Here is a 13,186-nt window from a genome sequence, read left to right as displayed (position 1 = left end):
GCGTTACGTGTTCAAGAAGAATCGGCACGGAATTCAGATCAAGAGCGCCGAGCAACTGGAGAAGATGCGTGCGGCCGGCCTGGTCGTCGCCCGCACGCTGGAACTGCTCCGGACGTCCGTCCGGCCCCGCATGACGCCGCTCGACCTCGACGCCATCGCCGAAGAGGCGATCAGGGGCGAGGGCGCGATCCCGTCGTTCAAGGGCTACCAGGGCTTCCCCGCCACGATCTGCGCCTCCGTGAACGACGAGGTCGTCCACGGCATCCCCACCGACCGCCGTCCGCTCCGCGAGGGCGACATCATCTCGATCGACTGCGGCGCGATCCTCGACGGGTGGCACGGCGACTCGGCGATCACCGTCGGGATCGGCGAGGTCGACCCCGCGCTGACCGAGCTCATGCGGGTGACCGAGGAGGCCATGTGGCGGGGCATCGCCGCCCTGCGGGTCGGCGGGCACCTGTCCGACATCGGCCACCAGGTCGAGCAGTACGTGCGCTCTCAGGGCCGCTACGGCATCCCCCAGGAGTACGGCGGGCACGGAATCGGCACCGAGATGCACATGGACCCCTGGGTGGCCAACCACGGCCGGCCGGGGCGCGGCCCGCGTTTCGAGGTGGGCATGTGCTTCGCAGTCGAGCCGATGGTGAACCTCGGCACCGACCGCACCAAGGTGCTGGCCGACGACTGGACGGTCGTGACGCTCGACGGCCGCGCCTCCGCCCACTTCGAGCACAGTGTCGCGGTGACGGAGAACGGCCCCCTGGTTCTCACGGCGCTCGACGGCGGAGCCTCCCGCTTCCCCGGCGTCGCCGCGGACGCGGGGGAGAGCGCCTCCTGAGCCCGCGCGCCCGTTCCGTCGGCGCGTGAACAATAATGGTCGTATCGCTCGAATGACCGGGAGATGGTGATGGCGGCAGCGCCGGAGATGCGGGCCTCCGACGGCGACCGTGACCGGGTCGCCGCGGCACTGCGCGAGCACGTGGCCGAGGGCAGGCTCACCATCGACGAGTTCAACGAGCGGCTTGAGCAGGTCTACCAGAGCCGTACGTACGGGGAACTGGCCAAGCTCACCTCCGACCTGCCCGCGATCGACCTGCACCGGCTGCCCGCCGCCAATGAGTCCATACGACGGCCGCATCCCGCCCGGCGTGACGAGAAGACGCGGGGCAGCCTGAAGGGCGCGTGGTCCGCCTGGGCGGCGGCCAGCTCCGTGAGCTGGATGATCTGGCTTCTCACCATGGTCGGTTCGGGTCACATGATCCCTCCTTGGCCGATGTGGGTCATGGGTCCCTGGGGCGTCATCCTCCTCATCAACACGATCTCCGGCAGGGGCGGACAGTCCCGGCGCGACACCTGAGCGTTCTTTACCGAAGTGCCGCCGTCGCGGGAGCCGCGGGCGGGTACATGTCCGGTGTCGCGACGTGCGGCCCCGCTCGGGCCGTGCCCCCGCGGTGATCAGGCCGCACCCACCCGCCCCGGCATTTCGGCGGTGCCGGGCGGGCGGGTGCGGCGGCTCCCCCGGCACCGGCCCGAGGAGCGGGCCGGCACCCGATTGGCCTGACGGCCCCTTCAGGGGTACTCTGTGATCTGGTTGTGTAGGGACCCCTGCCGTCGTTTCGCAATTCGGCCCGGGTTGTCGTACACTCCTTTGTCGGTTCACTATGACCTTTGCGCCTAGGCGGCCTTGCTGGTCGCCGCTCTCTGGAAGCGCCCCGAAGGTCGCGGCTGCTTAGTGTTCCGAAGCCTCAGACGATCCGATCAGTGAAACGCGAGGGCCATGGCCAAGAAAGACGGCGCCATCGAGATTGAGGGCACTGTTATTGAGTCGCTCCCGAATGCCATGTTCCGGGTGCAGCTCGACAACGGTCACAAGGTCCTGGCCCATATCAGTGGGCGGATGCGGATGCACTACATCAGGATCCTGCCCGACGACCGGGTGGTCGTGGAGCTGAGCCCCTACGACCTGAGTCGTGGGCGGATCGTCTACCGGTACAAGTAGCCCCCCCGGCAGCGGGGACGGGCCGTATGCGGAACGAATAAGGACTATGAAGGTCAAGCCGAGCGTCAAGAAGATCTGCGACAAGTGCAAGGTGATTCGCCGGCACGGTCGTGTCATGGTGATCTGCGACAACCTGCGCCACAAGCAGCGCCAGGGCTGAGCCCAGCTCTCAGTACGTCGCCACCAGGCCCCCGCTGAGTCCGCCCCCGCGGCGGGCTCGACCCGCGTGCGGGCCGGAACAACGAAATCGCGTCACACACCCGCGCAGGCGGCGAGAGCCGTACCACGTGGGAGACCCCCGGTCGGAGGCCGGGGCCCTCGCCCGGGCATGGGAGGGGAAGTGTTGCGCAAGACCTCCGCCACACTGAAGGAGAATGCCCGACCATGGCCCGCCTGGTTGGCGTCGACCTCCCCCGCGACAAGCGGCTGGAGATCGCTCTCACCTACATTTTCGGAATCGGCCGCACCCGCGCCCAGGAGATCCTGGACGCGACCGGCATCAGCCCCGACCTGCGCGTCCACCAGCTCACGGACGCCGAGCTCGTCCCGATGCGTGACTACATCGAGGCGAACTACAAGATCGAGGGCGACCTCCGCCGCGAGATTCAGGCCGACATCCGACGCAAGATCGAGATCGGCTGCTACCAGGGCATCCGGCACCGCAAGGGGCTGCCTGTCCACGGTCAGCGGACGCAGACGAACGCGCGCACCCGCAAGGGCAAGAAGAAGACCGTCGCCGGCAAGAAGAAGCCGGGCAAGAAGTAGTCCTTAGCAGCCACATTTCCAGGAGTTAGCGCTTCAATGCCGCCGAAGAGCCGCCAGGGCGCACCGAAGAAGGTGCGCCGCAAGGAAAAGAAGAACGTCGCTCACGGGCACGCCCACATCAAGAGCACGTTCAACAACACGATCGTTTCGATCACCGACCCGAACGGGAACGTGATCTCCTGGGCCAGCGCCGGCCACGTCGGGTTCAAGGGCTCCCGTAAGTCCACCCCGTTCGCCGCGCAGATGGCTGCCGAGAACGCCGCCCGCCGCGCCATGGAGCACGGCATGCGCAAGGTCGACGTCTTCGTCAAGGGTCCCGGCTCCGGCCGTGAGACCGCGATCCGTTCGCTGCAGGCGACCGGTCTCGAGGTCGGGTCCATCCAGGACGTGACCCCGGTGCCGCACAACGGCTGCCGTCCGCCCAAGCGCCGTCGCGTCTGAGCTCAGGAGAGTAGAAAGAAATGGCTCGTTACACGGGTCCGGACTGCAAGCTCTGCCGCCGTGAGAAGACCAAGCTCTTCCTCAAGGGCAAGAAGTGCGAGTCCGCCAAGTGCCCCATCGAGATCCGCCCGTACCCGCCGGGTGAGCACGGCCGCGGCCGTCCGAAGGAGTCGGAGTACCAGCTCCAGCTTCGTGAGAAGCAGAAGACCCGCCGGATCTACGGCGTCCTCGAGAAGCAGTTCCACAACTACTACGAGGAAGCCAACCGCAAGGCCGGCAAGACGGGTGAGAACCTGCTCCAGATCCTGGAGAGCCGTCTCGACAACGTGGTCTACCGCGCCGGCTTCGCCGAGTCGCGTGACGCGGCCCGCCAGCAGGTGCGCCACGGCCACTTCCTCGTGAACGGCAAGAAGGTCGACATCCCGTCGTACCGCGTGCGCGAGCACGACATCATCGAGGTCCGCGAGAAGTCGCGCAACCTGCTCCCGTACGAGGTGGCCCGCGCGACCGCCGGCGACAAGACCGTCCCGGCCTGGCTGGGCGTCTCCGCCGAGAACATGCGCATCCTCGTGCACCAGCTCCCGGTCCGCCAGCAGATCGACACGCTGGTCCAGGAGCAGCTCATCGTCGAGCTCTACTCCAAGTAGTAGGGCCCCGGCAGTTCATGACGCCGTACGGCCGGTACACTCCCGGCCGTACGGCATCATGGTGTGTAGGCGAGCGGCGTCAAATAGCGGGCGTCGCCGTAACCCAGGGACTCCTCGTCCACCGTGGCGGGGCCGTCCCGGATCCAGGAGATCCAGATGCTCATCGCACAGCGCCCGAGCCTCCAGGAGGAGTCGCTCGAGGAGCACCGGTCCAGGTTCATCATCGAGCCGCTCGAGCCGGGCTTCGGCTACACCATCGGCAACTCGCTGCGGCGGACGCTGCTGTCCTCCATCCCGGGGGCGGCGGTCACCAGCATCCGCATCGAGGGCGTGCTCCACGAGTTCTCGACCGTGCCCGGGGTCAAGGAAGACGTCACCGACATCATCCTGAACCTCAAGTCGCTGGTCGTCTCCTCCGAGCACGACGAGCCCGTCGTGATGTACCTGCGCAAGCAGGGCCCGGGTGAGGTCACCGCCGCCGACATCGCGCCTCCGGCCGGTGTCGAGGTGCACAACCCCGACCTGCACATCGCCACGCTGAACGGCAAGGCGAAGCTGGAGATGGAGCTGACCGTCGAGCGCGGCCGCGGCTACGTCTCCGCCGCTCAGAACAAGCAGCCTGGCCAGGAGATCGGCCGGATTCCGATCGACTCGATCTACTCCCCGGTCCTCAAGGTCACCTACAAGGTCGAGGCCACCCGTGTCGAGCAGCGCACGGACTTCGACCGCCTGATCCTCGACGTCGAGACCAAGCCGTCCATGAAGCCCCGCGACGCGGTGGCCTCGGCCGGCAAGACCCTGGTCGAGCTGTTCGGCCTGGCCCGTGAGCTCAACGTCGAGGCCGAGGGCATCGACATCGGCCCGTCGCCGACGGACGCGGCGCTCGCGGCCGATCTGGCGCTGCCGATCGAGGAGCTCAACCTCACCGTCCGTTCGTACAACTGCCTCAAGCGCGAGGGCATCCACACCGTGGGTGAGCTCGTCGCCCGCAGCGAGCAGGACCTGCTGGACATCCGCAACTTCGGCGCCAAGTCGATCGAAGAGGTCAAGCAGAAGCTGCACGAGATGGGCCTGGCTCTCAAGGACTCCCCGCCCGGGTTCGACCCCTCCGCCGTCGCCGGCGGCGGGTACGACGACGAGGACGGCGGGTTCATCGAGACCGAGCAGTACTGATCGCCCGTCTTTCAGCAGCGGCACCACCGTCTCATGCCGCCCGTCGAGGGCGGCATGAGACGGCGATGACAAGTCACGACCGGTACGCCGGTCGGCCCGACCCCGGTACCTGACACGGCCGGAGCGGGTTATCCATGAGGAGCATGAAATGCCCAAGCCCACCAAGGGCGCCCGCCTCGGCGGCAGCCCGGCCCACGAGCGGCTGATCCTGGCGAACCTCGCCACCTCGCTGTTCCAGAACGGCCGGATCACCACCACCGAGGCCAAGGCCAGGCGTCTCCGCCCGCTCGCGGAGAAGCTGATCACCAAGGCGAAGAAGGGCGACATCCACAACCGTCGCCAGGTGCTGACGGTCGTCCGCGACAAGGGCGTCGTCCACCACCTCTTCACCGAGATCGCCCCGACGTACGCCGAGCGTCCCGGTGGCTACACCCGGATCACCAAGCTCGGCCCGCGTAAGGGCGACGCCGCTCCGATGGCGGTCATCGAGCTGGTCACCGAGCAGCTGAACCCGGTCAGGGTCTCCCGTACGGCTCCGGCCGCGCCCGCCGCCGAGGCCGCTCCGGCCGAGGTCGAGGAGACGCCGGCCGCGCAGGACGAGGCCGCCGAGGGCACCGCCGCCGAGACGGCGGAGGCTCCCGAGGCCGCGGAGGACAAGAAGGACGAGGCCTGATCCCAGGCTCTGTGAGCGGGCTCAGTTTCCCTTCCGGGGATGCTGGGCCCGCTCTTCGTTTGTGCACCGTACGAGGCACCGTACGAGGGATGGCGTGGAGCGAGAACTGCGGCTGAGGCTGGACCTGGGTTACGACGGCACGGACTTCTCGGGCTGGGCACGCCAGCCGGGGCGGCGGACCGTGCAGGGGGAGATCGAGGACGCGCTGGGCCGCATCCTGCGCCTGGACGCCCCGCCGTCGCTCACCGTCGCGGGCCGCACCGACGCCGGCGTCCACGCGAGGGGGCAGGTGGCGCACGTCGACCTCCCGCTCGCCGCGCTGGCCTCCGCCTCGTCAGGGCGTGCTCCCGCCCCCGAGGATCCGGAACAGGCGTGGAGCGAGCGCGGCGCTGAGTGGCTCGCTGGGCTGACGAGGCGGCTGGCCGGGGTGCTGCCCCTCGACGTGCGGGTGCACGCCGTCAGTGTGGCGCCGGAGGGCTTCGACGCCCGGTTCTCCGCGCTGTCGCGCCGCTACGGCTACCGCGTCGGCGACGCCCCCGGCGGGGTGGACCCGCTGCGCCGGCGCGAGGTGCTGTGGTACGCCCGGCCGCTGGACGTGGATCTGCTGAACGCGGCGGCCGCCCGCCTGCTGGGCGAGCACGACTTCGCCGCCTTCTGCCGCAGGCGGGAGGGTGCGACCACGATCCGCGAACTGCAGCGGCTCGAGTGGGTCAGGGGCGAGGACGGGATCCTCCTCGCGACCGTGGTCGCCGACGCCTTCTGCCACTCGATGGTCCGGGCGCTGGTCGGCTCGCTGCTGACCGTGGGGGAGGGCAGGCGGCCCGTCGAGTGGCCCGCCGAGGTGCTGGCGACAGCCGTACGGGACTCGGGCGTGCACGTCGCGCCCGCGCACGGTCTCACGCTTGAGGAGGTGCGCTATCCCGGGCCTGAGGAACTGGCGCGGCGGGCCGCCGCCACCCGCCGCGTGCGCACACTGAGCTCCTGACGGCGCGTGGTCTCCGCGTGGGAGGCCACGCGCCGGGGGCGTCAGCGTGAGGCGCGTTTTTCGATCACCTTCGCCATGTTGTCCCGGAAGGCGCCGCTGATCGGCGCGAGGTTCTTGTCGTTCGCGTCCGGCGTGTGCCCGTCGGTATAGGTGGCGTAGCTGAACACGATGTAGCGTCCCCACACCATGCCGGCGGCGTAGCCACCGGAGATCGACACCTTGTCCGATCGGCTCGCCTGGTCGCCGTCGAGGCCACGGAACCAGACGTTCGTGCCGAGATCCTTGGCCTGGTCCACGGCGAGGGCCTCGGTCTTGCCGGGCAGCACCGCGATGCCCGTGGTCACGGCGTACTGGCGCTTGCCGTCCACGTAGGTGGCCCTGAGCACCCTGCGGCACTGCTGCTCGCTGAGGGCCTGCGCGAACGCGCCCGCCGCCGCCTTCCCGCAGTCGTCGGTCACGTCGATCTTCACCCGGCGGTACGTCCGGCCCGCCAGCGTCACCTTCTCGTCCGGGAACGCCTCTGCCGGCTTCAGGGTCTTGGGGTCGGTCTGCTCCGAGTCGAGGATGGCGGAGGAGACCGTGGAAGTCGGCTGCGGCTCGTCTGAGGGCGGCGCGGTGGTGGCCGCCGGCGTACGGACGGCCTGGCCGCCGTCCGGCTCGCCCGAGTAGGCGAAGTAGGCCGCGGTGCCGATCGCCCCCACGACGACCACCGCACCGGCGGCCATCAGGATCCGCTTGACCTTCCCGCCGGAGGGGGGAGGGCTGCCGGGGCCCAGCGTCGCCGGGAGGTTGCCCTCCGGGGAGGGGCCGCCGGGGGCGGAGGGGTTCGGCCCGAATCCGGGTGGAGGCGTCGGCTTGCCCGCCTTGGCCGGTGTCACCGGCGTGAACGCGAACGGGGTCTCACCGGTCGGCTGCGAGGGCGGACCGGTCGTGGGAGAGGTTGTCGCCATCTGTCCTGAATTGGGGTCGGGGGAGTCCGCCCCGGTGGCGCCGTCGCTCACGGACGGGCCCGGGGGCGGCGTGTCGGATGACGCCGCACCCGGGGGCGCGGCGGATGGCGGGACATCCGAGGGGGACGTCGCGGACGGCGACTGGAACGGGGACGGAGACGCGGTCTGACCCTGTGTCTCGTCCTGTCTCCCCAGTGGTGTCCCTGACGGTGCGCTGTCCTGCGCCTGACCAGGCGCGATCGATGTCTGTGCGGGCGCTTGGAACGGCTCCTCCGGCTGCGGCGGGAGCAGCGGCTGCGTGGTCCTGTCGTAGGCCGGGTGCTGCGGTTCGCTGTACGGAGCGGTCTGTTCCGCGTGCGCGAGAGCCTGGCCGGGTTCGTACGGCGCGTCGGGCACCGGGAACCCCTCGATCGGGGTCACCGCATGGCCGATCTCGGTCCCGAAGCCCTCGGGCGGCCCGGCGTGGCCCGGCGCGGCAGGATACGGCGCCGGGGCGTCCGGTGGGGGGACGCTCCCCGCGGGAGCGTCCTGCCCGGAACCGTCCGGCGCGGGCCCGTCGGCGGGCGCGCCCGTCTGTTCCGGTCCTTCGGCGGGCGAACCACCGTCGGCAGGCACATCGGCGTGATGCGCCGTGTCCGCGGGCGCGCCGGTGTGCTCGGGCGCAGGGGTGTGGCCGGGCGCGGTGGTGGGGTCGGGCGTGCCCGTGGGGGTGGGCGCGTCGCCGGGCGTGCCGCCTGACTCGTTCGTGCCCGCCGGGTCGCCGGACGGGCCCTCGGGCGCCTGCGCCGAGCCGGGCTCGTCCTGGTAGGCGTTCGTCGGGGGCCAGGAGGTGCCCGCCGGCATCTCCCCCTGCGGGTACGGCTCGCCGGGCAGCCGTGGCGGCCACACGGCCACGTCGCCGGGCTCCCCGGGGCGGACCGCCTCGGGGGACATGTCTCCCTGTGCGTACATCTCCTGCTGCCCGGCCGGGAATTCCGGACCGGGCTGCGGCACGTACTGGGGGCCGTACTGCTGTGGGGCGGCGGGTGGATACCCCTGATGGGGCGCCGCCGCCTGGGGCCAGGCCTCCCCGCCGGACGGCTGCCCCGCGGCGGGCCCCCACTCGGGGAACGTCGGCACGCCGGGCTGGGCGGCCCAGGGACCACCGGTGTTCTGCTGATCCGGGCCGTACGAGCCCGGCGCCGCGGGAGGGCCGCCGGGCTGCGACCAGGCGGGGGGCCCGGCCGGGCCCTGCCCCGCCCCGCCGTGAGATCCCTCGTCGTACGGCGAGGGGGACGTGCCGAAGGCGCCGGGCGCGGCCGGTTCGCCGCCTGACGGGGCCGGCCACGGGGCAGGGCCGGAGTCGCCCGCTCCGGCCTGAGCGGGGTCCTGCGGCCACTGCGACTCGTTGCCCGGGGGCTGCCAGGAGGTGACGCCGCCGTGGTGGGGGCCGGTCTGAGGACCGTGCTGGGGACCGTGCTGGGGACCGTGCTGTGCGCCGGGATCGCCGACGGGGGCCGGCCACATGTGCGGGGCCGCCGCTCCCGCAGGGGGTGGCCCCTGCTGCCACGGCTGCGGGGCCGAGCCCGGTGGCGGCGGCTCCCAGGCCTGCGGTCCGGGGCCAGGGCCGTGCGCGGGCCACGGCTGCGCTCCCGTGCCGGCCGGCGGCTGCCACGCCGGGTTGGGCCCGTCCGCGGGCGGCTGCCATGCCCCCGGGTTGGGCCCCTCGGCGGGCGGCTGCCAGGCGTGTGGGCCCGGGCCGTACGCGGGCTGCTGCGGGCCGGGCGGCGGGGGCGTCTGCGGGTACGCGGGGCCGGCCCCGCCCTGGGGCGGCTGCCAGGGCGGCTGTGCGGGCTGCCAGGTCTGCGCGTCCGGGCCCGGCGGGTGCTCCCAGCGCACGGCGTTCGGGTCGGCCGGAGGCTGCCAGGCGTGGACTGCCTGGCCCTCGGGCTGCCACGAGGGCCCGCCAGGGCCCGGAACCGGCGGCCGCGGATCGGCGTGCTCCGCCGGAGGCTGCCACGGAGGCGTGGCCGGAGCCGGGGGCTGCCATGCGGGCGGGCCGTAGCCGGGATGTCCCTGTGGGCCGTGGCCGGGCTGGCCGGGCTGCTGCCGGTCTCCGTGTCCGGTGGGCTGCCACGAGTGGATGCCCTGGCTTTCGGGCTGCCAGGAGGGCGTGCCCGCGCCGTACGCGGGCTGCGGAGGCACGGCGCTATGGCCGGGGACGTGGCCGGCGCCGGGATGCGGTTCACCGGGCGCGGGCAGGCCAAGGGCCTCGTCGCCGGGGCGGCGCGGCGCGGGAAGGCCCCCGGCGTCCCCCGATACTCCGGCGTTCCCGGGCACATCGGTGTTTCCCGGTACGCCGGGGGCGGCCGGCGGAGGGCCGTACGCCGGAACGGCCCTGAACCTGTTCGTGCTCTCCGGGTCGTCGTCGGGCGGTTCTGGTGCCCCGAGACCGCCAGGAGGGCCGTACCTCGTCGGGTGGGGCACGGCCGGGAGCCGGTCCGCCGCACCGGCGGCGTCCGGGGCCCAGGCCGTGCCGTCGTCCGCCGGAGGCTGCCCGTACCCGGGCGTCGGGGTCTGGCCGAAGCTCGGAGGTGGCGTCGGAGGTGTCGCCGAGCCCTCGGCGTCCGCCTCGCGGCGGGCCCACGCCGTTTCGTGTTCGTGCTCGGAACCGGAATCCTTGCCACGCATAGCCGGAAGCGTAACGGCGTGGGCGCGATCGGCGTGCCCCTATGGGCGTTTCGGTCCGAGCCGCCCCGGGTCGCCCACCGGCGTTCACCTCAGTGAACGCCCGGCCTCAGCTGGGGCCACCGTTCAGCGAACGGGTGTCGAGGGCAGGGAAAACAGTCGCGTCGGTGACGTCCACCGCGGTCTGGTAGAGCCGTTTCAGCTCGTTCTTGGCTGGTTTGTGGCCATCCTTGAACTGGAACCAGAGCAGCACCGCGTAGTGGCCGTGGGTCCAGCCGCCCGCGTACGCCTCGCCGCTGCCGAGGTGCTTGGTGGCCTCGTCCTTGCCCGGCAGCGGCTTGAGGTAGTCCTTGCGCTCGCCGCCGCCTCCGGCGGAGGCGACCTTCTTCGCCGTGGCGGAGGTTTTGAGGTTGGCGACGCCCACGGTGCCGATGACCGTGCCCTTGGAGTCCGCGAAGCTCGCCCGCAGCAGTTGCGTGCATCCGCCCGCCTTGAGCGCCTTGGTGATTTTGTCGCCGGTAACGCCGTCCGCGCACTTTTTCTCCTTACGGAACGTCGTGCGGACGTACGAACGCTTGTTCTTGACGAATTTGCCCTTGGCGAACAGCTCCCGGAGTGACAGCGGGGTTTTGTCGGTCGCCCGTAAGGCGGTGTAGCCGAACTTGCCGGGAGGTCCCTCGGAGACGAGCGGTGGTGAGGGGCGGCCGGTGGGCGTCGGAACGGCGACGGGCGGCTTCTCGTTGCGCGCGGCGTACCACAGGCCGGTGAACAGCGCCCCGATCAGGGCCAGCAGGGCGAGGCCGAGCACCCAGGGGCGACGCCACCAGGGGCCCTTCGCGTCCGGATCCCACACGGGCTCCGGCGGCGGAGGCACCCGCGACGCCGTCGGCTGCCGCCGCACGTCCCAGTCGCCGCCCGCCTGAGCGCCGGACGGGGACGCGTACGGGCCCGACGCGAGCTCCTCCACCGGGTGGGGGCCGTCCTGCTCGTACGGCCCGCGCCCGGCGTACGGCGGCTGCTCGGGCTGCTGCGGGTAGGGCTGCTGCGGGTAGGGCTGGTAGGGCGCCTGCTCGCGTTCATACGGCGATTGCTCGCGAGCGTACGGCGACTGCTCGCGTTCATATGGCGATTGCTCGCGGGCGTACGGCGATTGCTCGCGCTGGTACGGCGGCTGCCCCTCGCCGTAGGGCGGCGCGTCGCGACGGCCGGCGAGGGGAGAGTCGTCCCCGCCGGAGTACGGCGGCAGGTCCCGCCTGCGGGGATCGGGGGGATGATGCGGCGGAGGTGGTTGCTGGTCGCCGGGATAACCCATGGCGCTGAGATTAGTCGGCTATTTGGACAGATGAGGAAGCGTCAGGAATACCCGAAGTCCTCGGTCCACCACGGTCCGCCCTCGCCCGTGCTCACGCCGACCCCGGTCGCGACCAGGCGGCAGTCGAGCAGCGTGGCGCGGTCGCTCCGCCCGGCCATCCAGCCGCGTACGACCGCCTCGGCGGTCTGGTAGCCCCTGGCGATCGTCTCGGCCCCGCCGTCGGAGTAACCCGCCGCGCCCATGCGGTCCCAGGGAGAGGCGCCCCCGGGGGAGCTGTGCCGGAACAGCCCGCTCGACGCCATCTCGTCCGAGTGCGCGCGGGCGGACTCCACCAGGCGGGGGTCCACGCGCAGGGGCCGGCAGCCGTGCCTGCGGCGCTCGGCGTTGACCAGGCGCACGACCTCGGCCTCCATGGAGGCGGACCGCATCGAGTCGGCGTCGTACGCGTCGCCGCCGCCGTCCGTCCCCGGCGTGAGAACGGTGTGCCGCGAGCCGCTGTCGGAGCCGTCGATCAGCGTGGAGGGCGGCCTTTCCTTCCGGGGCCGGCGCTGCGGCACCTGCCGGGGGACGACCGGAGCCACGGTGCGCAGCACGTGATCGAGGGTGGGCCGGTCGCGCGGCACCGCGTCCGCCGCGCTCAGGCTCGGCGACGGGGACGGCTCCGACTTACGCAGATAGACGTCGTCGACCTCGCTCGACCTGGTGCTCATCCTGCCGATCACGACGCCGGTGAGCAGGATGGCCACGGCGCACGCCAGCAGACCCATCTGAGTCCCTCGTAAGGGGCCACGGAAGGTGTGATTTTTGTGAGGGGTCTGCCACATACCGCAGTCAAATATAGAGATCTGCGCCATGGGGAAGAAGAGGCGAATGGGTATGGATTTGATGAACGTTCAAATGAGTCGTTCCAATGCCCGCCGCCCCTCGCTGTTTTGACCAGGCGGCATCGGGTCGGTAGTCTGCTAGTTCGTTGTGTGTGGATCGGTCTGTCCGCAGACCGGTGCACGGCGCGTCCGGCGTCTTCTCCCGTACATGTGGAGACGGAGGTTGTCGCCGTGCCTGCGCAACCTACCGAGAGTTCACATTCCGACAGAAGGCACTGCCGTGCGCACGTTCTCACCGAAGCCCAACGACGTCGAACGTCAGTGGTACGTCATCGACGCGACCGACGTCGTGCTCGGCCGGCTGGCCAGCCAGGTGGCGACCCTGCTCCGCGGGAAGCACAAGCCGATCTTCGCTCCGCATGTCGACACGGGTGACTTCGTCATCGTCATCAACGCCGACAAGATCTCCCTGAGCGGCAACAAGCTCGAGCAGAAGAAGGCGTACCGCCACTCGGGTTACCCCGGCGGTCTGCGCTCCGTCAGCTACGGCGAGCTCATGGAGAAGCGCCCGGACCGGGCCGTGGAGAAGGCCGTCCGCGGCATGCTTCCCAAGAACGCCCTGGGCCGCAAGATGGCCAAGAAGCTCAAGGTCTACGCCGGCGCCGAGCACCCGCACCAGGCCCAGCAGCCGGTGCCCTTCCAGATCACCCAGATCGCCCAGTAATCGCGAGCCAGGAAAGTTAAGAGGAG

The 13,186-nt window shown here is 71.2% G+C and carries 14 protein-coding genes; 11 read left to right on the top strand and 3 right to left on the bottom strand.

What is annotated here, in order from left to right:
- The first annotated feature begins 7 nt into the window (after nt 1–7).
- The 10 genes from map to truA all read left to right on the top strand — a co-directional run bounded on the left by map (nt 8) and on the right by truA (nt 6,683).
- Nucleotides 8–838: a type I methionyl aminopeptidase gene (gene map, locus FLW16_RS27935; RefSeq protein WP_142563121.1), complete on the top strand. Its 831-nt coding sequence runs from the start codon at nt 8–10 to the stop codon at nt 836–838.
- Nucleotides 839–907: 69 nt separating this feature from the next.
- Nucleotides 908–1,357, top strand: a complete 450-nt coding sequence (locus tag FLW16_RS27930; protein ID WP_142563120.1) for a DUF1707 domain-containing protein — start codon at nt 908–910, stop codon at nt 1,355–1,357.
- Nucleotides 1,358–1,777: 420 nt separating this feature from the next.
- On the top strand, nt 1,778–1,999 hold the full coding sequence (infA, locus tag FLW16_RS27925; protein WP_030508344.1) for a translation initiation factor IF-1: 222 nt from the start codon (nt 1,778–1,780) through the stop codon (nt 1,997–1,999).
- Nucleotides 2,000–2,045: 46 nt separating this feature from the next.
- Complete coding sequence (rpmJ, locus tag FLW16_RS27920; RefSeq protein WP_003956441.1) at nt 2,046–2,159, top strand: 50S ribosomal protein L36; 114 nt, start codon at nt 2,046–2,048, stop codon at nt 2,157–2,159.
- Nucleotides 2,160–2,383: 224 nt separating this feature from the next.
- Nucleotides 2,384–2,764, top strand: coding sequence for a 30S ribosomal protein S13 (rpsM, locus tag FLW16_RS27915; RefSeq protein WP_142563119.1), 381 nt, complete (start codon nt 2,384–2,386; stop codon nt 2,762–2,764).
- Between the two features lie 36 nt (nt 2,765–2,800).
- Complete coding sequence (gene rpsK, locus FLW16_RS27910) at nt 2,801–3,205, top strand: 30S ribosomal protein S11 (protein ID WP_020542285.1); 405 nt, start codon at nt 2,801–2,803, stop codon at nt 3,203–3,205.
- Nucleotides 3,206–3,225: 20 nt separating this feature from the next.
- Nucleotides 3,226–3,852: a 30S ribosomal protein S4 gene (rpsD, locus tag FLW16_RS27905; protein ID WP_142563118.1), complete on the top strand. Its 627-nt coding sequence runs from the start codon at nt 3,226–3,228 to the stop codon at nt 3,850–3,852.
- A gap of 156 nt (nt 3,853–4,008) precedes the next feature.
- Nucleotides 4,009–5,025, top strand: a complete 1,017-nt coding sequence (locus FLW16_RS27900) for a DNA-directed RNA polymerase subunit alpha (RefSeq protein ID WP_030508347.1) — start codon at nt 4,009–4,011, stop codon at nt 5,023–5,025.
- Between the two features lie 148 nt (nt 5,026–5,173).
- On the top strand, nt 5,174–5,698 hold the full coding sequence (gene rplQ / locus FLW16_RS27895; RefSeq protein ID WP_142563117.1) for a 50S ribosomal protein L17: 525 nt from the start codon (nt 5,174–5,176) through the stop codon (nt 5,696–5,698).
- 94 nt (nt 5,699–5,792) lie between these two features.
- A complete protein-coding gene (truA, locus tag FLW16_RS27890) occupies nt 5,793–6,683 on the top strand; it encodes a tRNA pseudouridine(38-40) synthase TruA (protein WP_142563116.1) in 891 nt (296 codons plus the stop codon).
- Nucleotides 6,684–6,724: 41 nt separating this feature from the next.
- On the opposite strand, the gene FLW16_RS27885 is transcribed toward truA, so the two are convergent.
- From FLW16_RS27885 to FLW16_RS27875, 3 genes are all read right to left on the bottom strand, one after another.
- On the bottom strand, nt 6,725–10,303 hold the full coding sequence (locus FLW16_RS27885) for a hypothetical protein (RefSeq protein ID WP_142563115.1): 3,579 nt from the start codon (nt 10,301–10,303) through the stop codon (nt 6,725–6,727).
- Between the two features lie 106 nt (nt 10,304–10,409).
- A complete protein-coding gene (locus tag FLW16_RS27880; protein ID WP_142563114.1) occupies nt 10,410–11,612 on the bottom strand; it encodes a hypothetical protein in 1,203 nt (400 codons plus the stop codon).
- A 41-nt stretch (nt 11,613–11,653) separates the two neighbouring features.
- Entirely contained in the window at nt 11,654–12,379 is a 726-nt protein-coding gene (locus FLW16_RS27875) for a CAP domain-containing protein (protein ID WP_142563113.1), read from the bottom strand.
- A gap of 337 nt (nt 12,380–12,716) precedes the next feature.
- On the opposite strand from FLW16_RS27875, the gene rplM reads away from it, so the two are divergent.
- Complete coding sequence (gene rplM, locus FLW16_RS27870) at nt 12,717–13,160, top strand: 50S ribosomal protein L13 (protein ID WP_142563112.1); 444 nt, start codon at nt 12,717–12,719, stop codon at nt 13,158–13,160.
- The last annotated feature ends 26 nt before the right edge of the window (nt 13,161–13,186 follow it).

It is taken from the genome of Microbispora sp. KK1-11, from assembly GCF_006874435.1.
Lineage (GTDB): Bacteria > Actinomycetota > Actinomycetes > Streptosporangiales > Streptosporangiaceae > Microbispora > Microbispora catharanthi.
The sequence above is the reverse complement of the archived record's forward strand: the minus strand, read 5'-3'. Positions and strand labels throughout refer to the sequence as shown.

What these genes read in the sequence shown, in the direction of transcription:
- FLW16_RS27900 (WP_030508347.1), top strand. Translation starts at nt 4,009, where the DNA reads ATGCTCATCGCACAGCGCCCGAGCCTCCAGGAGGAGTCGCTCGAGGAG.
- rpsD (WP_142563118.1), top strand. Translation starts at nt 3,226, where the DNA reads ATGGCTCGTTACACGGGTCCGGACTGCAAGCTCTGCCGCCGTGAGAAG.
- rpsM (WP_142563119.1), top strand. Translation starts at nt 2,384, where the DNA reads ATGGCCCGCCTGGTTGGCGTCGACCTCCCCCGCGACAAGCGGCTGGAG.
- infA (WP_030508344.1), top strand. Translation starts at nt 1,778, where the DNA reads ATGGCCAAGAAAGACGGCGCCATCGAGATTGAGGGCACTGTTATTGAG.
- FLW16_RS27930 (WP_142563120.1), top strand. Translation starts at nt 908, where the DNA reads ATGGCGGCAGCGCCGGAGATGCGGGCCTCCGACGGCGACCGTGACCGG.
- rpsK (WP_020542285.1), top strand. Translation starts at nt 2,801, where the DNA reads ATGCCGCCGAAGAGCCGCCAGGGCGCACCGAAGAAGGTGCGCCGCAAG.
- rplQ (WP_142563117.1), top strand. Translation starts at nt 5,174, where the DNA reads ATGCCCAAGCCCACCAAGGGCGCCCGCCTCGGCGGCAGCCCGGCCCAC.
- FLW16_RS27875 (WP_142563113.1), bottom strand. Translation starts at nt 12,379, where the DNA reads ATGGGTCTGCTGGCGTGCGCCGTGGCCATCCTGCTCACCGGCGTCGTG.
- FLW16_RS27885 (WP_142563115.1), bottom strand. Translation starts at nt 10,303, where the DNA reads ATGCGTGGCAAGGATTCCGGTTCCGAGCACGAACACGAAACGGCGTGG.
- rpmJ (WP_003956441.1), top strand. Translation starts at nt 2,046, where the DNA reads ATGAAGGTCAAGCCGAGCGTCAAGAAGATCTGCGACAAGTGCAAGGTG.
- FLW16_RS27880 (WP_142563114.1), bottom strand. Translation starts at nt 11,612, where the DNA reads ATGGGTTATCCCGGCGACCAGCAACCACCTCCGCCGCATCATCCCCCC.